The 19965-nt window shown below is 40.8% G+C and carries 16 protein-coding genes; 6 read left to right on the top strand and 10 right to left on the bottom strand.

Annotation, left to right across the window (positions count from 1 at the left end; all coding sequences use genetic code 11):
• Positions 1 to 66: 66 nt before the first annotated feature.
• A complete protein-coding gene (locus ACMX3D_RS08070; protein ID WP_482750907.1) occupies positions 67 to 1131 on the bottom strand; it encodes a mannose-1-phosphate guanylyltransferase in 1065 nt (354 codons plus the stop codon).
• Positions 1132 to 1248: 117 nt separating this feature from the next.
• On the opposite strand from ACMX3D_RS08070, the gene ACMX3D_RS08065 reads away from it, so the two are divergent.
• Entirely contained in the window at positions 1249 to 2760 is a 1512-nt protein-coding gene (locus ACMX3D_RS08065) for an LCP family protein (protein ID WP_482750906.1), read from the top strand.
• 254 nt (positions 2761 to 3014) lie between these two features.
• Positions 3015 to 3521: a pentapeptide repeat-containing protein gene (locus ACMX3D_RS08060; RefSeq protein WP_482750905.1), complete on the top strand. Its 507-nt coding sequence runs from the start codon at positions 3015 to 3017 to the stop codon at positions 3519 to 3521.
• A gap of 21 nt (positions 3522 to 3542) precedes the next feature.
• Here ACMX3D_RS08060 and mgtA read toward each other — a convergent pair whose 3' ends face one another.
• From mgtA to pstB, 3 genes are all read right to left on the bottom strand, one after another.
• A complete protein-coding gene (mgtA, locus tag ACMX3D_RS08055) occupies positions 3543 to 6281 on the bottom strand; it encodes a magnesium-translocating P-type ATPase (RefSeq protein WP_482750904.1) in 2739 nt (912 codons plus the stop codon).
• Between the two features lie 259 nt (positions 6282 to 6540).
• Positions 6541 to 6828, bottom strand: a complete 288-nt coding sequence (locus tag ACMX3D_RS08050) for a DUF5132 domain-containing protein (protein ID WP_482750903.1) — start codon at positions 6826 to 6828, stop codon at positions 6541 to 6543.
• 206 nt (positions 6829 to 7034) lie between these two features.
• Positions 7035 to 7853 carry a phosphate ABC transporter ATP-binding protein PstB gene (pstB, locus tag ACMX3D_RS08045; RefSeq protein ID WP_482750902.1) on the bottom strand — a complete coding sequence of 273 codons (819 nt, stop codon included), beginning with the start codon at positions 7851 to 7853 and terminating at the stop codon, positions 7035 to 7037.
• 582 nt (positions 7854 to 8435) lie between these two features.
• Between pstB and ACMX3D_RS08040 the strand changes: the two genes are divergently transcribed.
• The gene (locus ACMX3D_RS08040; protein ID WP_482750901.1) at positions 8436 to 8870 is read left to right on the top strand and encodes a pyridoxamine 5'-phosphate oxidase family protein; all 435 of its coding nucleotides are present in this window, start codon (positions 8436 to 8438) and stop codon (positions 8868 to 8870) included.
• Entirely contained in the window at positions 8867 to 9190 is a 324-nt protein-coding gene (locus ACMX3D_RS08035) for a hypothetical protein (protein WP_482750900.1), read from the top strand. The genes ACMX3D_RS08040 and ACMX3D_RS08035 overlap by 4 nt, the downstream gene beginning before the upstream one ends.
• A 60-nt stretch (positions 9191 to 9250) precedes the next feature.
• Here ACMX3D_RS08035 and ACMX3D_RS08030 read toward each other — a convergent pair whose 3' ends face one another.
• Positions 9251 to 11998 carry a cation-translocating P-type ATPase gene (locus ACMX3D_RS08030; RefSeq protein ID WP_482750899.1) on the bottom strand — a complete coding sequence of 916 codons (2748 nt, stop codon included), beginning with the start codon at positions 11996 to 11998 and terminating at the stop codon, positions 9251 to 9253.
• 181 nt (positions 11999 to 12179) lie between these two features.
• Between ACMX3D_RS08030 and murJ the strand changes: the two genes are divergently transcribed.
• Entirely contained in the window at positions 12180 to 13784 is a 1605-nt protein-coding gene (murJ, locus tag ACMX3D_RS08025; RefSeq protein ID WP_482750898.1) for a murein biosynthesis integral membrane protein MurJ, read from the top strand.
• Positions 13785 to 13921: 137 nt separating this feature from the next.
• A complete protein-coding gene (locus ACMX3D_RS08020; protein ID WP_482750897.1) occupies positions 13922 to 14434 on the top strand; it encodes an outer membrane beta-barrel protein in 513 nt (170 codons plus the stop codon).
• A gap of 156 nt (positions 14435 to 14590) precedes the next feature.
• Here the strand turns inward: ACMX3D_RS08020 and ACMX3D_RS08015 are convergent, their stop codons facing one another.
• The 5 genes from ACMX3D_RS08015 to metK all read right to left on the bottom strand — a co-directional run bounded on the left by ACMX3D_RS08015 (position 14591) and on the right by metK (position 19821).
• A complete protein-coding gene (locus ACMX3D_RS08015; protein WP_482750896.1) occupies positions 14591 to 15076 on the bottom strand; it encodes a PIN domain-containing protein in 486 nt (161 codons plus the stop codon).
• Positions 15069 to 15320, bottom strand: coding sequence for a UPF0175 family protein (locus ACMX3D_RS08010; RefSeq protein ID WP_482750895.1), 252 nt, complete (start codon positions 15318 to 15320; stop codon positions 15069 to 15071). Before ACMX3D_RS08010 ends, ACMX3D_RS08015 begins: the two co-directional genes overlap by 8 nt.
• 94 nt (positions 15321 to 15414) lie before the next feature.
• On the bottom strand, positions 15415 to 16230 hold the full coding sequence (locus ACMX3D_RS08005) for an SMI1/KNR4 family protein (RefSeq protein WP_482750894.1): 816 nt from the start codon (positions 16228 to 16230) through the stop codon (positions 15415 to 15417).
• 88 nt (positions 16231 to 16318) lie between these two features.
• Complete coding sequence (locus ACMX3D_RS08000) at positions 16319 to 18043, bottom strand: sensor histidine kinase (protein WP_482750893.1); 1725 nt, start codon at positions 18041 to 18043, stop codon at positions 16319 to 16321.
• A gap of 515 nt (positions 18044 to 18558) precedes the next feature.
• A complete protein-coding gene (gene metK / locus ACMX3D_RS07995; protein ID WP_482750892.1) occupies positions 18559 to 19821 on the bottom strand; it encodes a methionine adenosyltransferase in 1263 nt (420 codons plus the stop codon).
• Positions 19822 to 19965: the final 144 nt, after the last annotated feature.

Raw genomic sequence — 19965 nt, 5'->3', positions numbered from 1 at the left:
CAGACAGTCAAGTTATAATAAAAAAACTAGCTTTCGAGCCTCTGTCAAGGGTTTTAACTTTAACAGTTACAGTAGGTCAGTAAAGCGGGGATCATTTTGCAGGATTTTGAGAACCTGCTTAATTTCTTGGGTGCGTTCTTTATTGACGATGAGGGTAACATTGCGATCGCGCACAATCACCACATCCTCTAAACCAATAGTAACAATTACATCCTCTGGATTAGTAGCATAAACAATTGATCCTTGCGTATCTACGCCTACATGAGTAGCTAATTCTACATTGGGGGTCTCTTCTTTTTTTAGTAAACGCTCGATCGCATTCCAATCTCCTAAGTCATCCCAACCAAAATCAACAGGCAGGACATATGCTAGATTGGTCTTTTCCATGAGTGCATAGTCTATACTCTTTTTAGGCAACTGAGGATAAATCTCAGGGCCGTATTGTTCCAAGGGTTCAATGATTTCTGGAGCATGGGTGTGTAGTTCCTCAAGAACAACCCCAGCCCGAAACACGAACATTCCACTATTCCAGCTAAAACGTCCCGTAGATAAAAAAGTTTCTGCTAATTCACGGTTGGGCTTTTCAGTAAAGCGGTTGACATGATAAGCTGGCAACTCATTAAAGCTACCAATCTTTTCACCTTGTTCAATGTAGCCGTAACCAGTTGATGGAAAAGTAGGCTTGATTCCCAAAGTAACAATCGCTGCGGTGCTTGTTGCTAGTTGAGTAGCAACCTTTAATGTGTCTGTAAACGCCTTTTGGTCAGCTATCCAATGGTCAGCCGGAAAAAAGCCAATAACAGCGTCTTCTCCATAACGCTTTTTAATTTCCAAACTTGTCCAAGCAACAGCGGCGGCAGTATCCCTTCCCTCTACCTCAATTAGTAAGTTTAGCGACGGCAGTTGTGGCAACTGTTGGCGGACACCTTCAGCTATCTGGCTGGAAGTAATCACCCATAAGGAATCCCAACCATCTGCCAACGGGAGCAATCGATCAGCGGTTGCTTGCAGTAAACTTCTAGAACTGCCATCTAAGCTTAAAAATTGTTTAGGACGGTCTTTACGACTGAGAGGCCAAAAACGCTCACCTTTGCCACCAGCGAGGATGACGGGGAACAAGGAACTATTCATGTTGTCATACACACCTACGCAAGAACACTACAAGTTTACAGTGAGCTTTTACTCTGGCAAGATTTGTAGCTTGCATTAACATAACTTTTAGGGCAGTGGTTGAGTGGGGAGAAATTTGTGATTAGAGAAGTTAAATGGTCGGAAAATGAGGTTAAACCTCAGCAAATACCGGGTTTAGATTTGGAGTCCAAACCTGGTCAAATTCAACGGCTAGAAACGCAGGGAACGCTGCAAGCAGTAACAGATTCCGACGTAGAATCTACAACTCAAGAAGCAACCGCCAGTTCTTCTCGCAGCGTTGTGGAGTCCGTCAGTGCAATTCCCAACGAACTGTACGAGAGATTGGGCTTGAGTATGCCCCGTTGGCTACTGTGGATACTGACAGTGGTTATGGGGGTAATTCTCTCTGGATTGCTAGTATCAACTTTGGCGCTCTGGACTCCTTTATGGAGCAATCTGGATAAAACCGATGAAGAATTAGGTTTTGCTGGTAAAGATGAGCAAAAAGTACCTTTACCAGGGGAATTATGGAGCAAAATTTCGCAATACCAGCTATCACGCCCCATGAATATTCTGATTATGGGGATTGAGCCAGTCAACGGTGCTGTAGATGGCTCACCGGAAAGTTTTGCTGGCAAAAGCGATACCATGCTGTTGGTGCGACTCAACCCCAGCGATAAATCAATCCGGGTACTTTCAATTCCCAGGGATACTATGATTGCAATCCCGGAAAAGGGGTTAACAAAGCTATCGGATGCCAATCCTCAAGGCGGGCCAGTGTTGGCAGCACGAGTAGTTAGCCGGACTTTGAATAATGCGCCAATTGACCGCTATATTCGTATTTCTACCAGTGGCTTAAGACAATTAGTTGACCAATTAGGCGGGGTAGAAGTATTTGTACCTAAAGCAATGGAATATCATGATAGTAGCAGTCAATTGAATATTAATCTAGTTAGTGGCTGGCAGACTCTCAATGGCGAACAAGCAGAACAGTTTGCCCGTTTCCGGGAAGATGGACTGGGGGATTTACCGAGAGTGCAACGTCAACAAGCACTAATGGCAGCATTAATCCAACGCCTCAATAGTCCTACTGTTATACCAAAGTTGCCTCAATTAACCCGCATCATGCGGAAGTATTTTGATACCAACTTAAAGATAGAAGAAATGATGGCATTGGTGAATTTTTCCGTGAATGTAGATCGGGATAATTTCCAAATGACCACCGTACCAGGTACATTCAGCCGTTTCAGTAAAGACCCTAATAGCTATTGGCTGAATATGACTGGACAACAGAATTTACTGAATAATTATGTTGGGGTAGATGTGCCTGGATTGAAATCAGATGCGCGTCCAGTTTCTAACCTCAAAATTGCTATTCAAAATGCTTCTAATCAACCACAAGTGACAGAAAAAGTTATTGCTTATCTCAAAGAGAAAGGCTTTAAAAATATTTACACAACTTCAGATTGGCCAGATAGCCAGCGACAAACTCAAATTATTGTCCAAAGAGGCACTAGACAGCCAGGAGTTGACCTCCAAAAGATTTTAGGTTTGGGTCAAGTTGAAGTGTCCACATCTGGAGATTTGGAATCTGACATCACAATTCGGGTTGGAAAAGATTGGAAATAGTCGGTAGTCAAAAGTCAAAAGTCAAAAGTCATTAATTATTGGACTGCTGACTATTGACTACATAGACACTTAGTAAAGTTATGAAAAAGATTTGGCTGAGTTTATTAAGTTTAAAACAATTAAACTTCACTTATTCCTCATAACTTAGTTAGGAGATTAGTAAAGTTATGAAAAAGATTTGGCTGAGTTTATTAAGTTTAAAACAATTAAACTTTACTTAGCCTTCATAACTTATTAGTGAGCTTAGTAAAGGTATGAAAAAGATTTGGCGTAAACTGTTAAGTTTAATTATAATTTTGCTTTTGGCTGGTTTGTGGGTAATACTTAGTCCAAAACCAGCTTTTGCACAAATCAATACAATCAACTACAGCAATACCAATTTAGAAAACCGTGACTTCTCTAATGCTGATTTGGCAGGTGTAACTTTTGTCGCAGCGGAAATGAGGGGTACCAACTTCCAAGGAGCAAATCTCACAAACGCTATTTTTACTAAAGGTGTTTTACTAAAAGCTAATTTAGAAGGCGCAAACTTGACTGGTGCTTTAGTGGATCGTGTAACTTTAGATGGTGCTAACTTAAAAAATGCTAATTTGACTGAAGCTACTTTAACCCGTAGTCGCTTTTATGATGCTGATATTACTGGCGCTGATTTTACCGACGCTTTAATTGACCGATATCAGGTATCGTTACTTTGTGAAAGGGCTGATGGGGTAAATCCAATTACAGGTGTTTCTACACGAGAAAGTTTGGGTTGTCGATAATTTGAAACTGAGAAATTAATCTTAGTTATAACCATATTTTTTGACAAACCAGGTTTTGACTAGCTGTGTCAAAACACAATAACTGGATAGAATCAACGCTAACCAGAAAAAATAACTGACAGGTAAACGTACAAATCCCAAACTTGAGGCAATTGGAGAGAAGGGAATATAAATACCGATCGCCATAATCGTCAAAGTCACCAGTAGCATAGGTAAAGATGGTGTACTTTGGATTAGAGGAATTTTAGCAGTCCGAATGATGTGGACAATTAAAGTTTGAGTCAACAAACTTTCGACAAACCAACCAGTTTGAAACAGTGCTTGTTTTTCGATTGAGTTAGCACCAAAAACAAACCACATTAAAGCATAGGTCGCATAGTCAAAAATCGAACTCATGGGGCCTATGTAAAGCATAAACTTTTGGATATCATTAATCTGCCATTTACGCGGTTTATTCAAATATTCCCGATCTACATGATCAAAGGGAATCCCGGTTTGAGAAAAATCGTAAAGTAGATTATTTAACAGTATTTGTACTGGATTCATCGGTAAAAATGGCAATAATGCGCTTGCGCCCAACATACTGAACATATTGCCAAAATTGGAACTGGTTCCCATTTTGATATATTTAACGATGTTGCCGAATGTTCTACGCCCTTCTGTTACTCCTGCTTCCAGTACCAACAAGCTTTTTTCTAACAGGATAATATCTGCTGATTCTTTGGCAATGTCTACGGCTGTATCTACGGAGATACCAACATCAGCTTCTCGTAAAGCGGCTGCATCATTAATTCCATCGCCTAAAAAGCCGACTATGTGATTTTTACGGCGTAAAACTTGAATGATTCTAGCTTTTTGCAAAGGAGATAGTTTGGCAAAAATAGTGGTGGTGAGTGCTATCTCTGCTAATTCCTCATCAGATAATTTCTCAACTTCGCTACCTAATAGAGTGTGGTGAACGTATAAACCCACATCTTTACAGGTTTTTCGAGCAATAATTTCATTGTCACCCGTTAAAATTTTGACTTGTATACCACTGTAATTGAGGGCGTTAATTGCTTGGGCGGCTGATTCTTTGGGTGGGTCGAGAAAAGCAATAAACCCTAGCATGATTAAATTACACTCATCGACTACTGAGTATGTCAGTTGGTCGGGAGGTAGTTCTTTGTAAGCAACAGCAATCACTCGTAAGCCATCTTCGTTTAATTGTTGGTCTAATTGCAATGCTTGAGTATGAACTGATTCGTCCATCAGTAAAATTTGTTCATTTGCTTGGACTTGGGTACAAACTTGCAGAATTTCTTCGACTGCGCCCTTGCAAATTAGTATATGTTTGTGATGGGTTTCTTCTACTACTACCGACATCCGACGACGGGCAAAATCGAAAGGAATTTCATCAATTTTGCGAAAATCGTTTTCAACTTTCAGCGATTCGTGTAACTCAATATGTTCGAGTACCGCCACATCTAGTAGGTTTTTTAACCCTGTTTGATAGAAGCTATTGAGATAGGCATACTCTAGAACTTCGTCGTTTTCTTCACCATAAACATCCAGGTGCATCTCCAAAATGATTTTATCTTGGGTGAGAGTACCTGTTTTATCAGTGCAAAGAATATCCATTGCTCCAAAATTTTGGATAGAGTCGATATTTTTGACGATCACTTTTTTATCAGACATTGCGATCGCACCTCTCCCCAAATTAGCTGTTACAATCATCGGTAGCATTTCTGGCGTTAACCCCACAGCTACAGATAAGGCAAAAAAGAAAGCCTCCATCCAGTTACCTTTTATCAAGCCATTGATGAGAAATACTAAAGGTGCAATGACCAGCATAAACCGCAGTAGCAAGAAGCTAATGTCATTTACTCCTTTGTCAAAACTGGAGAGTGTTTTTTGACCTACAAGAGTTTGAGCTAATGCACCTAAGTAAGTATTGCTACCAGTTTGCACAACTACTGCTGTACCTGTACCACTCACAATATTAGTTCCCATAAAACAGATATTTACCAGTTCCAGTGGGTTTTCGCTTGGGGTTTGACCGTTGGCTAAAGTAGGATGTTTTTCAACTGGTAAAGATTCTCCGGTTAATGCACCTTGACTAATAAATAAATCTTTGGCAGCAATTAACCTCACATCTGCGGGGATCATATCTCCGGCTGAGAGGTAAATAATATCGCCTGGAACTAAAAACTTGATAGGAATTTCTTTTCTTTCTGCTGCATGGGGATGGAGAGTAATACCATATTCTTGTAACATTTCTGGCGCGATATCTTTGCGTTGGTCTTTGCGGCTGATAGTTGCAGTTGTTGTTACCATTTCTCGGAGTTTTTCAGCGGCTAAATTAGAACGAAACTCTTGAGAAAAGCGCAGTAATATGCTAAAAATAACCATGATGATAATAATCACTGCGGCTTTAATATCACCTGTCACAAAGGATATGATTGCTAAAGATATCAAGAGAATAACTAAGGGATTTTGAAAAGTTTTAAATAGCTGAATATACCATTTTGGTGGTTTCTCGCGGGCAATTTCATTTAATCCGTATTTTTCTAAATGAATTTGCGATTGGATATCGCTTAAACCTTCAAGAGAAGTGTCGAGCGATCGCAGTAATATTTCTAAGTCACTTGTTGAAAATTCAAAGAGTTTTGCTGATAATTTTCTCGAAAAATCTGATTTTTCTTTTGGCTTCCTGTTTGTCTGAAATAGCCGTCTCAAAAATCTTGGTAAAATACTATATTCACGCCAATTGTGCCTCATATAGCTGTATTCGCATAAATTAGAATAAGGTTAATTGCCAAAGAGCAATAAAATAAATTGGTTGATAACTAACAGGCTCAATGTCTGGCTACCACTAATGGCAGTCACTACTTTTCTATACATTTTAAATACTTTGAAAATCTTTGAACATTAAAAAAGATGGATATTTTACCCATCCTGCAAAAAATTTACATTGCTGATATCAATACACTAAAAACTTCAACTCCTCACATGGATTTCTTGGGAATTGATAGCTCACCTATTTAGTAGATGTCTCCAGTTGCTCTATTTGAGTTTCAGCTTGTTGATCAGCAAGTTCAGCCTTGGCTTCAGCCATGATATCTTCAAAGGTTTCACCAACTTCTGCAATTACTCCTTTACCCTTTTCATAAAGGAGAATCCCGCCTTTAATGGCTGTTTTAGCTATTGGTTTCCCAACACCTGCTACAACTGGAACTATAACTGGAAGAAGTACTATTGCTGCAATCCCTGGAACGCCAAGGTCTTCGACTAAATTTTCAACATCCGGTATAATTTTAGGTGACATAACATTATTGTCCCCTTGATGTTTACACTTATATATTATCAATAATTTATAGATATAAACTCAAGCAAAATATTTTTGCAAAAACTCTTATTATATCAATTGATTTTCTGATTTACTTGTATTTAAATACCAAGCTAAAAAAATAAGAGATTTTCAGGATAATCTCTCTCTAAACAGATGTTTATTATTGAATAATATTTGCTTGTTCAACCAAAGTAACCATTAACATATTGCCGGGTAATTTCTTGTGTTGGTTGTTGAAAAATTACATGAGTGCGATCGTATTCCACTAGTTCGCCAGTGCGACTACCTTCTGTCATTTCAGTGTTAAAGAATGCTGTCATATCAGAAACTCGCACAGCCTGCTGCATGTTATGAGTCACAATTATAATGGTGTGATCTTGCTTGAGTTGTTGTACTAGTTCTTCAATTTGTTTGGTTGATGTTGGATCAAGAGCAGAGCAAGGTTCATCCATTAAAATGATCTCTGGTTGTGCAGCTAACATTCGTGCGATACATAACCGTTGTTGCTGTCCCCCCGAAAGAGAGAGGGCGTTTTCTTTGAGCTTATGCTTCACTTCATCCCAAAGAACCGCACGACGCAATGACAATTCGACAATTTCATCTATATCTCCCCGATAACACTGAATCCGGGGAGCAAAAGCAACGTTATTATAAATAGATTTAGGAAAAGGGTTTGGCTTTTGAAAAACCATCCCAATGTTACGGCGCAGGACTACCGCATCCTCTGACGGATGATAGATATTTCGACCTTTAAAAGTAATTTGCCCTTGTAAGTGAGTTTGGGGAATGAGATCATTCAAACGATTAAAACATCTGAGTAAGGTACTTTTACCACAACCAGAAGGGCCAATGAAAGTTGTAATTAGGTTTTTATAGATAGGTAGGTAAACATTACGTAAAGCCAGAAATTTGTCATAATAAAACGCTTCTATTTCTGCATGTAAAATAACTTCGCTATCTGCTGGGGAGGAATTCGCGGACGGCGAAGAAAAGGCTGACATAATTGTCTTTTGTGAGAATTGGAATAACTCAGCCTTAATCTTTTTCTAATTAAAGGTGAAAATACACTAACTTTGGGCGTAGATTATTTAACATATACCTTTTGGATGAAACCCTGATGAATAGAATTTATTGTGATATAAATTCAATACTTTAGTATTTTTATACTAAGAGGATGTCTGAGAAGTATTCTTGTTAACATCAAAACCTTAAAAACCTAACCCCCCTAGCCCCCCTTCCCTACAAGGGAATGGAGAGGGGTTATTAGTATAATTTTCGACTTTTCAGACATCCTCTAAAAGCAATAATTTTGTATTTTATTTAACTAAAAATTACAGTAATATCACTTTGCCTGTGCGATCGCTAAATACTGTGCAAATTTTTTCTCTCTCAGTTGATGTATCTCTTCTTGAGGATTGAGATTCTATCCTCATGGATTTGTATAGAAGCAGAGTTGAGCAATCTGAATATGATAGGGTTCCTGGTTGATTGCTGAACAGCTTTACTCAAGAGCTTTTATGACAGTCGCGATCGCATTTTTGCAGTAATTATAAGGGAGAAGGACTATGTTAGATATTGATGAAATGGGATCGAAGGAAATTCATGACCTTCTACAGAGGATAGAGTATGGACACTTAGGCTGTGCATTAGAAGGACATCCCTACGTGGTGCCGATGCACTATTATTTCGAGAATCCCAACCTGTACATCTTTACAACCGAAGGAATGAAGACGAAGTACATTGATGCGAATCCAGAGGTTTGCTTACAGGTCGAAGAAATTCATAGCTTATCCCATTGGCGCAGTGTAATCATCATGGGTCGAGCGGAACGCTTAACTGAGCCGCAAGAGTTTGACCATGCGATGCAATTGATCAAAGCACAGAATCCAAAGCTTTCACCTGCGCTGAATCGAACTTGGATAGATGTTTGGGGACGAGCAAATGTCATTGTCATTTACCGTATTTATCCCAGCGAGATGACCGGGCGAACAACTGAAGGAGTCAACAGTCAACCATGATTGGTAACTCGTTGCAGTGTGAATATATCGGTTGGGGAAACTTAGAAAAGTTTCGATCGCGTCCTGTCGCTGAGAATGAAGCGTTAATTTTCACGGCTCCTGCGGGTAGCGCTCCTATTTTAATTCACGGGTTTTTGGATTGTCTGCGATCGCCAGAACTGCAAGCTAAAATCCCCCATCAGTTTTCCGAAAATGATGTAGCAGGAGTCATGGTAGAAATGGTGAGAACTCTACCAGAAAACCTTTTGAAAGAGTGGAGAAATCAATCCAACACCAATCAAACCGCAGTTTGTGCGATGTTGCGTTGGTCAACTAGTTAAATCATCTGGTCTTTCAAATCTTAAGTTCGGACAAAAAGAAAGTAAAAATGCAATTGCAAATCATCGTCGTGAATAGTTGTGGCGTACCAGCCATTTTTTCAATTCCACACACCAGAAAACCACAGTACTGAGAATTAAACTAACAGTCAAATCCACTGGCGATAAGGCTACTGTTGTAAAAATATTCTGTAAAACAGGAACATATATAACAGCCAGTTGCAAAATCAGTGTTAAAGTCACTGCTGCCAAGATTGGCTTGTTGGATAGCAACCCAATTTCCCAGAGGAAGTCTCGCTCTGAGCGAATGGCTAAGGCGTTACCCATTTGAGATAGGGTGATAGTGGTAAACAAAATTGTTTGCCAGTTTGGATTGCCACTGTGCCAATACCAGTAGCCTATCCCCAAAGATACCAAAGCCATCAGTAATCCTATCCAGATAATATCTTTGCCCATGCCCCGCCCAAAGATATTTTCATGGGGAGGATGGGGCGGACGATTCATGGTGTTGCGTTCCGCAGGCTCCACACCTAAAGCTAGGGCTGGTAAACCATCAGTAGTTATATTGATCCAAAGAATTTGCAGTGGTAACAAAGGTAACGGCATCCCGAAAAAGGGAGCTAGGAGCATTACTAAAAGTTCACCAACATTACTGCTTAAGAGGTACTTAATAAACTTGCGGATATTGTCGTAAATGATTCGCCCTTCTTTGACAGCAGCAACGATGGTGGCGAAGTTGTCATCTAGCAGTACCATATCGGCAGCTTCTCTAGCGACATCAGTACCACTTATGCCCATTGCTACGCCAATATCAGCTTTTTTCAGAGCAGGTGCGTCATTGGCTCCATCACCAGTCATGGCAACAATGTGTCGTCGCTTTTGGAGAAACTGCACAATATTAAATTTATGTTCTGGGGAAATCCTGGCGTAAACTGATACTTCTTCGACTAAATTTCCCAATGTCTCAAAAGATATGTGGGAGAGGTCATCACTGGTGAGAATGCGATCGCCTGTGGCAATTCCTACTTCTTGGGCAATATAACGGGCAGTTAGAGGGTGATCACCCGTTATCATTACAGGGCGAATCCCAGCCTGCTTGCAAAGTAGTACCGCATCCTTTACTTCTGGCCGGGCTGGGTCATTCATCCCCACTAAACCAACAAATATCAAATCTTGTTCTATCTCGGCAACATCAGGTGAATGCCACAGCCGAAAGGATAATCCCAGCACTCGTAAACCATTTTGGGTCAGCTGGTGATGAGTGGTCAAAATTTGTTCGCGCCATACGTCATTAAGTACTTCTGCTTTTCCATCTACCCAAACTTGACTGGAAACATCTAACAGATTCTTGACTCTCCCCTTGCTGAAAGCAATATAAGGTGCTGATTCCTGAATTTCTCGGTTCCAATACCACACTGTCTCCAAAGCGCAGGAAATTTCCGCTAATGCCGTTGGGAATTGGTGGATGGTCGTCATTCTCTGGCGCTCAAAGCCAAATGGTAATTCTGCCACACGGGGCATATTCTGTTCTAGTTCGGTTTTCCACAATCCTTGGTGAGCCGCAGCCATGACCAAAGCATTTTCTGTAGGGTCGCCGACTGCACGAAAATAACGAGGTTCTTCCCAATCAGGTTCTAATCGGGCGTTATTGCACAGAGTAGCACCAGCTAGTAATAAAGCGAGGGCTGGTGGCTGACTCAGTAACAGTGGACTTGCTTGACTAGAATCAACAACAGGGGATGCCCTACGTAAATTAGCAGTCAAATCCAAGCGACGACCGGCTACATCCAGGATAGTCAAGATCATCCGGTTCTCGGTGAGAGTACCAGTTTTACCAGAGCAGATTGTGGTGACAGATCCTAGAGTTTCTACAGCAGGTAGATTACGAATCAGCGCCCGTCGTTTCAGCATTTGCTGCGCTCCCAAGGCTAAAGCAATGCTGACTACGGCGGGTAATCCTTCTGGTAAAGCCGCAACCACCAAAGTAATCGCTGTGAGAAACATTAACTTGACATCCTCTCCCCGCAATAACCCCAAAACCAAAATGATTCCTACCAAAACGAAAGAAGCGATCGCCAACCACTTTCCCAGTTGATCCAAGCGTTTTTGTAGCGGTGTTGGCTCTGGTTCCACTGTTTGAATCATGTTAGTAATCTGCCCCAACTCAGTATGCATACCTGTTTCGGTGACGACCGCCTCACCCCGACCATAGGTAACAATTGTCTGCATATAAACTGTATTGTGGCGATCGCCCAGCGTTACTTCCCCATGCAATTTTTGAATATCTTTATCTATTGGCTCTGCTGCGCCTGTGAGGGCTGCTTCTTGAGTCCGCAAACCCAAGCTGGTCAGTAGCCGACAGTCTGCGGGGACAATATCTTCTGCTTCCAGCAGCACAATATCCCCTGGTACTAAGTTACGGGCGGAGATTTCTTGGATGCGACCATTGCGGCGTACTTTGACATTGGGTATTGCCAGTTTTTTGAGATTGGCGATCGCTTTTTGCGCTCGATATTCTTGGCTGAAACCTAAAAAAGTAATCAGCACAATAATGGCAATAATGCCTAAGCCATCTTTGTAGTCACCCAAAACAGCGGAAATCACCGCAGCCACAATCAAAATAATTACCAGTGTTTCGCTAAGTTGTTCCCAAAGAATTTGCCAAGGTTGTTTTAGTCCTGGCTCAATCAATTCATTGAAACCATATTTTTCTAAACGATGACTAGCCTCTACCGTACTCAACCCCCAGGAGGCATCACTACCCAGCCTGTGCAGCGCTTCGGCGGCATCAAGTTGATACCAATCGCTCATGTCCTTTACCTTCGGCTTGACTTAGAACAAGTAGTAGGGAGTGGTCTAATTAATTGAAAATACTGTATCTTATGCAAAGTTCTACTATTAATTATTCTGTCAAAATTTGCCTGACAGACTACAGTATCTTAAGTTAAATATTTTCAGATATACACTCTGCAAGAGTTGTCGGGTATTATTCGTGACTAATCAAGAACAAAAATCCTCTCGTTCTTTCGCTGGGATTGCTGGCATTGTTGCCGCAGCCACATTAATTAGTAAAGTATTTGGTTTAGTCCGGCAGCAAGCGATCGCAGCTGCTTTTGGTGTGGGTGCAGCTGCTACTGCTTATAGCTATGCCTATATTATTCCTGGCTTTTTATTAATATTACTCGGTGGTGTGAATGGGCCATTACACAGTGCTGTTGTCAGTGTTTTAGCCAAACGCAAGCAACAAGAAGCTGCCCCTTTGGTAGAAACAGTGACAACGCTTGTAGGCGGAATACTGTTGCTGGTAACTGTTGCCCAGATTTTCTTAGCAGATACCATTGTTGATATTGTTGGTCATGGTTTGAGTGAGAATACAAGAGCGATCGCCATTCAACAACTCCAAATCATGGCCCCGATGGCTTTATTTTCGGGATTGATTGGCATTGGCTTTGGTACGCTCAATGCTGCCCATCAATATTGGTTACTTTCTATCAGCCCATTATTATCGAGTATTACTGTAGTTGCTGGCATTGGTATTTTAGCTTTGCAACTAGGCAAGGACATTATTCTGCCAGAATACGCCTTCATCGGTGGGATGATGTTAGCTTGGGGAACGTTAGCCGGGGCAATTCTTCAGTGGGTGGTGCAACTAATTGTCCAGTGGCGGCTAGGGCTGGGGACACTACGTTTACGGTTTGATTTTAAAGCCCCTGGCGTTCAAGAAGTAATTAGAATTATGACTCCGGCAACAATTTCTTCGGGGATGATGCCGATTAATGTTGCCACTGACCTTTATTTTGCAAGTCCTATTCCTGGTGCTGCGGCTGGTTTTAACTATGCAAATTTACTAGTTCAAACACCTTTAGGGATTATTTCTAATATTATTTTGTTACCTTTATTACCCATCTTCGCCAAACTAGCAGAACCCGAAAATTGGCCTGACTTGAAATTACGCATTCGCCAAGGTTTATTACTCACAGCCTGCACCATGCTACCTCTGGGAGCTTTAATGGTGGTGTTATCTGTGCCAATTGTACAAGTAGTATATGAGCGAGGAGCCTTTAAGCAAGATGCGACGCAACTAGTTTCTTCGCTGTTAATTGCCTACGGTATCGGGATGTTTGCTTACTTGGGGCGTGATGTGTTAGTGCGCGTATTTTACGCCTTGGGAGATGGACAAACACCGTTTCGCATCAGTACTTTTAACATTGTGCTTAACGCTGTACTTGATTATTTTTTTGTTCAACCCTTTGGCGCACCAGGTTTGGTGTTAGCAACTGTTGGTGTTAATTGCAGTTCAATGTTAATGCTGTTATGGTTACTCGACCGTAAGCTTAACGGTTTACCTTGGCGTGAATGGAGTTTACCAATTTTTGGTTTATTTGGTGGAAGTATCGTGGCGGGGTTTGCCAGCTATGGTAGTTTGTTTGGTTTGCAGCAATTATTAGGTACAAAAGGGTTAATAATTCAGTTAATAGAATTGTCAATTGCTGGTGTAGTAGGTTTAGTTGTATTTGGTGCGATCGCTTCCCTCATGAAAATACCAGAAGTGAATACTTTTGTTGTGCGCTTGCGTCAGCGTTTCTTAAAAAGATAGCTTGTTGAGTTCACCCAATTGGGTGAAGGATTTTTCACCCATTAGGCTACCTGAGTGTAGGAGGGTAAAACTGGTTAGAAAAACGACACTAGTAGTAGAGAGCATTGATTGCACTCAACTCTAGTGGAGAGAAACTTATGAAACTCAGAACTTTAACTACTTCTGCCCTTGTAGTTGCTTCTATTGTCCTCTCGGCTGGAATTGCTGCTGCTCAAACCACCGGTACTAACGGTAGCTATGTCGGTGCTGGTATTGCGGCTGGTGCAACTAGTGGCGGACAAAGAAACGATGATGCTCAATTTGGTGGTAACGTGCAAGGACGTTATGCTATACCCAATGCACCTGTATCATTGCGAGGAGCCGTTTTGTTTGGCGGTGATACAACTGCCATCATGCCTATAGTGACTTATGATGCACCTATTGCCAAAAACACTAACCTTTACTTTGGTGGTGGTTATTCATTCTTGACTGATGAAGGTAATAATACTCCTTTAGGTAATCGCAATGCACCTGTAGTAACCTTGGGTGTAGAATCGGAAGTTAGCAAAAACATCATCGCCTATGGTGATGCTAAATGGGGCATTGATGCTTACAAAAACAGTGACGCTGATGCTGTTAGCTTCCAAGCAGGATTAGGCTATCGTTTCTAAAAAGTCTGAAGTGTGAAATCAAGTAACAGGATTTACATAGTAAGACGAAAAATCAAGGGTTGAGATTAAAGGTATGGAGTGTAAGCGAACAAAACCCTGACACTCCATACCTCAATGCAATTCAGTTAAGGAACTAAACCCAAAATCCTCAAAAGACTATTCCCCTACTAATGCTAATGCTTGATTGATTACACGGTCAGATAAATACATTCCACACAAGCGTAATTTTTCTAAAACTGGACGTGCAGACGGAATTACCCCTCGCTGTTTGGCAGTAATCACAATACCTAATGTCCCCCGTACAGGAATTTCCAAGGTGGCAGCACAACGACGGGCTGCTAAATCATCCAAAATTACTTCCGTGCCAGGATTTGCATACCCCCACGTTAATACGGCTGATTCACCTTGACCCAAATCCCAATTCTGAATCACATTTGGAACTGGTAGTGTTTCTTGTACAACCAACCAATGAGTATTTTTGAGCGCCACTGCTGTTAAGTCGGTTTCTCCATACTCCTGAATTTCGGCGGCTACAGCCGATGGAACAATAATTGATGGGCTAATTAGGAGCAACAAATCAAGAAAGCCCCCCTTGGTCAAAAAAATTAGTGGCGATGTGTTGATAGCAGGCAGTTCAGCCACGGTTTAACTCGCGCTGCAAATCATCAAAGTCAACAGCAAACACATCCACTTGTTCACGGGCTAGGACGGCTAGAAAGTCTCGACGGTTTAACCCAGCAACTGAAGCTGCTTTCTCCATAGATATTTCCCGTTTCTGATACCAGTAGATAGCAGCAGCGAGGCGCATATCACGCACAAATTCTTCTGGATTTAGGCGACGCGCACTAAACACTTCTTCTGGCAGGGTAATCGTGACTGATGACATAATTTATGTCCTAAATTGCTGCGGTTTTTCGCTGCATTAATAATATCAACCATTTTCATCAACTTTCACAGGTTTTCGATGATGTGGAGATGGCTTAGAATTTATATTTGAGATTTTCTAATATCATTTTTGCATAATGACTGAATGAAGTTGCTTTTGGTTTGTTCATTTCTCTTAGTATTGGTTCTATTAATTCAGGCGAGAAATGTTCAACTGATAAATCAGGCCAGCACTGGGTTAACCAGTGAACATTTTCATCAATAGAATCCCATGTTTTATATAATTTACCGCGTTCACATCGTGCTATTTCTAACTCTGGCTTCAATCTGCTGAGAACCATCTGGGGTAACTCACAATTGTGTTGGCGATAAATTACAAAGAATTTTTGGTCATCGCATTCCACAAATCCTTTTTCAGTTATGTAAGCCACACCAGTTTCCCAAGCTTCGGCTGTCACTTGCATCATGCTTGTTAAACTGACATACGCTAGTTCAATTTGATAAATTTCTGAAACATACACGATGGGAGAAGGGTATTTTTCTTCCCAGTCTCCTACGATGCACAGAGATGTTCTATCGTAACCAAAAATCGGGATCAGAGGTTTACCGATGTACCTGACTCCGTATTTGTCCAAATCTATTGCAGTCTCCATTGCACCTTGCGGGCTACACAGTGTCATCGTGCCATAGTAAGGGGCAAAAACTGTATCCCAGTTTTCAGTTTCCCAATCCCAACCACCACACCACTGATAGAGTTCGTAGACTTCTTGCGGCAACTTATAAGGTAAGATTTGAAAACTTTCTTTAATTTTCTCTGGTGGCAATCCAGGAGGTAATTTCGATGCAATATCTGGATAATTAATTTCCAGGTATATACGAATCCTATCTAAAGCGTTAGTTAATTCTGACATGGAAACCCTTAACAACGCTAATATTGCTCGAAATTATAGTTCAGAAAACCATTAGTTGGATGGGTACTGCCTGCTGAATTCTGCTATATCATTCTTTAACAGTCAGTGGTAGACGTACTGTAAAAGTCGAGCCTACACCTGGCTGACTTTTCACAAAAATATCACCACCCATCATCTGACAAAAATGGCGACTAATTGCTAACCCTAACCCAGTACCGCCATATTTTTTTGTAGTTGAATTATCACCTTGGATAAAAGGTTGAAATAACTGTTGCTGTTGAAGATGAGTCATCCCAATACCTGTATCAACAACCGTAAATGAAATCATGTTCAAGGTAGCTTCTGATGATGATTTTAGTTTTTCACTTTTAACAGTTAATGTGACTTTGCCGTTAGTGGTAAATTTCGCAGCATTACTCAGCAGGTTCAAAAGTACTTGCCGCATTCTTGTTTGATCAGCATACATTGTCCCTAGCTGATCGTCACAATCTACCTCTAAAATATTGCCATTTTTTTCTATAGATGGCTTGATAGTTAAAACAATATTATTAATTAAGTTGGCAATTTCAAATGTCTCTGGATAAAGAGTCATTTTCCCCGCTTCAATTTTTGATAAGTCGAGGATGTCGTTAATCAATTCTAGTAAGTGCCTACCTGCGGAATTGATTGTTTCTAAATCAGTAATAAAGTCACCTGATAAATTTAAATCTGTAGCGTCATCTTGCAGTAGTTGACTCAGTCCAATAACAGCATTTAAGGGTGTACGTAATTCGTGACTGACATTAGCTAAAAATACACTTTTAGCTTTGCTGGCGGCTTCGGCTAATTCTTTAGCTTGTTCTAGTTGTTTAGTGCGCTCAGATACTCGTTCTATCAGACGATTTAACGATTTGGCTAACAAGCCAATTTCATCTTCGGTGGTAACAGGGGCGCGTAAGTCAAAATTAGATTTGCGGGCGACTTGTTCGGCTACTTGGGTAACGGTGATTACTGGTTCTGCGATCGCTCGACTAGTGCGCCATGCGATAATAGCTGCGATCGCTACTGACACCAGCATACTCACCATCACAATTAGTCTTTCAACTCCTTTAGCCTCCTCTACGTCTTTTTGCCGTTCCTGTTCTTGATTTTCGGCAGTTTGCAAAATATTAGTTAACTTCTCAGAAAGATGATCTAATTGCATGGCGGTTTCACCACGCATTATTTCTAACAACTGTTCTCTAACTACAACTACTTGCTGTGGCTGTAAAGGCTGTTTATCAATTTCTTGTAATACAGCTTCTATTTGGTCAACGTAGGATTTTAAATTAATTGCATAATCTTCTAATAAAGCCTGTAAATTAGCGCTGGTTGCTGCTAATTGCATAGGCTTTGTTTCGATAAACTTATCAATTTTTTGCTCTAAATCTTCAGCTTTATTAACATTTTTTAAAAATTCTGTTTTCCTAGTTAGCAGTTGTGGTGAGTCTTCTAATACTGCCACTAAATTAGAACTATGTAATTGCGCTCCAACTACTGCGTTTTTATAGTTAGTTAGTAGTTGGCGTTGTTCTTGGGCTTGGTTAAACTGCCTAATTTCTCGCCCCCGGTAGTAGTTGGCAATTACTAGACCAGTAAGCGAGCCAAAAAAGCCAATGCCAATGGCAACAAAGTAGCCATAGCCAATTTTCTGATGTATCCGCCAAGAACTTGCCTTGAGTTTCCCGCTAGAAGGAAATTCTATTGTTGGTAGTTCTTCAGTTGATGAATTTTCGGCTGACACTTTTTTGCTTTCTAAATTGCTGTCTATTGGGTTAGGCTTGTGAGTTTGCATTCCTCAAATCTCCTCGCCCTTCCGCCAAAATCGCCACATCAATTTCATCTTTAAAATTAAATTAACTGGTGATTAACACCTACACAATTTTTTGTGAGAAGCAGCGTAAATAATTATTCTTTAAATAATTGCCATGACTTCATTGTATTTTGGTGATTTTGATATGAATGTATACAAAAACACTGGACAACTAGCAAATTTAGGTTTATATATAATTAATTGCTTTTCCAGGGTAAAGCGTATTCTGGAATTTTTTCTTTATCGTTACTGTTTTTGAAACCTATTTAATTCCAAAGATATTTCAACTATTAGCTAAACTGCTACCTATTGTACTCTTACTTTGGCTGAGCTAAATACCTAGATACCAGACACAATAAGTAATATTGCATCTTATCATCAATTATCCTAATTCTCAAACAAATTTTTAAGTTTTAGAGGCTTTAGCAATAAAAAGCCTCTGCCTTGTTACTACTTGAGCAATAGCAAGACAGAGGAAGTTTTTCTATGCTAGGTTACTAAGCGATCGCTGTTGAACGCAATTGGTCAACTGCTTGCTTCAACAATTCTGCCTTATCGGTTTGTTCCCAAGGCAAGTCTAAATCATTCCGCCCCAAATGACCGTAAGCCGCGATGTCCTGATAAAAACGTCCGCCTCGTTCACTTGGTAAGTTGCGTAAGTTGAAAGTATGAATAATGCCTGCTGGACGCAGTTCAAAGTTTTGTTTGACTAATTCCAACAAGATTTCATCATCTACTTTGCCAGTCCCAAAGGTTTCTAGGAGAATACTCACTGGTCTAGCCACACCAATGGCATAACTCAGCTGGACTTCGCATTTTTCTGCTAACCCGGCAGCTACAATATTTTTCGCCACATAGCGAGCCGCATAAGCCGCAGAACGGTCTACTTTTGTAGGGTCTTTGCCCGAAAAAGCACCACCACCATGACGAGAATAACCGCCATAGGTATCAATGATGATTTTTCTGCCGGTCAACCCAGAATCACCTTGCGGCCCACCAATGACGAATTTACCTGTGGGGTTGACTAAAAACCGTGTTTCTTGATCAGGCTTAATGTCAATATCGCTAAAAACAGGTTCGACTACTGCTGTCCAGAGGTCTTGTTTGATTTTAGCTTGTACTGCTGCCTCATCAGTGATTTCCCCAATGGTAGCAGTGTGCTGAGTGGAAATCAGGATAGTATCAATGCCTACAGGTTTGCCATCTTCGTAAACTACGGTAACTTGGGTTTTACCGTCGGGACGCAGGTATGACAATTCGCCTGTTTTGCGGACTGCTGCTAGTCGGCGAGCAATGCGATGAGCTAAACTGATCGGCAAGGGCATCAGTTCTGGAGTTTCGTTGCAAGCAAAGCCAAACATGATACCTTGGTCGCCTGCACCAACTTTGTCGAATAGTTCGTCACTATCTTGTTGACGGGTTTCGTGGGCAACGTTTACGCCTTGAGCAATATCAGGTGATTGTTCATCTAAGGCGATAATCACGCTGGTGCTATTTGCAGAAAAGCCGTTATCTGCATCAACATAGCCAATTTCGGCAATTTTCTTGCGTGCTAAGTTGACATAATTAACGTTAGCTTTGGTAGTGATTTCACCAGTAATGAGAACTAAACCAGTGTTAACTACTACTTCAGCAGCAACCCGGCTACTAGGGTCTTGTGTCAGTAGAGCATCAAGAATTGTATCTGAAATTTGATCGCAGATTTTATCTGGATGACCTTCAGTTACTGACTCGGAGGTAAATAAATAGCGTCGAGACAAAGAAACTTCCTCCTGTAATAGTATGATCACTGACTAAACATAAGTATTTAGTTCAGCTGATTATTTCTGGAATCATACCAATCTTGACACATTAAGTAGTAAGTGTAGTGTGTGTTTTAAAAAGAAATAATCAAGCTTGGGTAT

It is taken from the genome of Anabaena sp. TISTR 8404 (assembly GCF_056847745.1).
The sequence above is the reverse complement of the archived record's forward strand: the minus strand, read 5'-3'. Positions and strand labels throughout refer to the sequence as shown.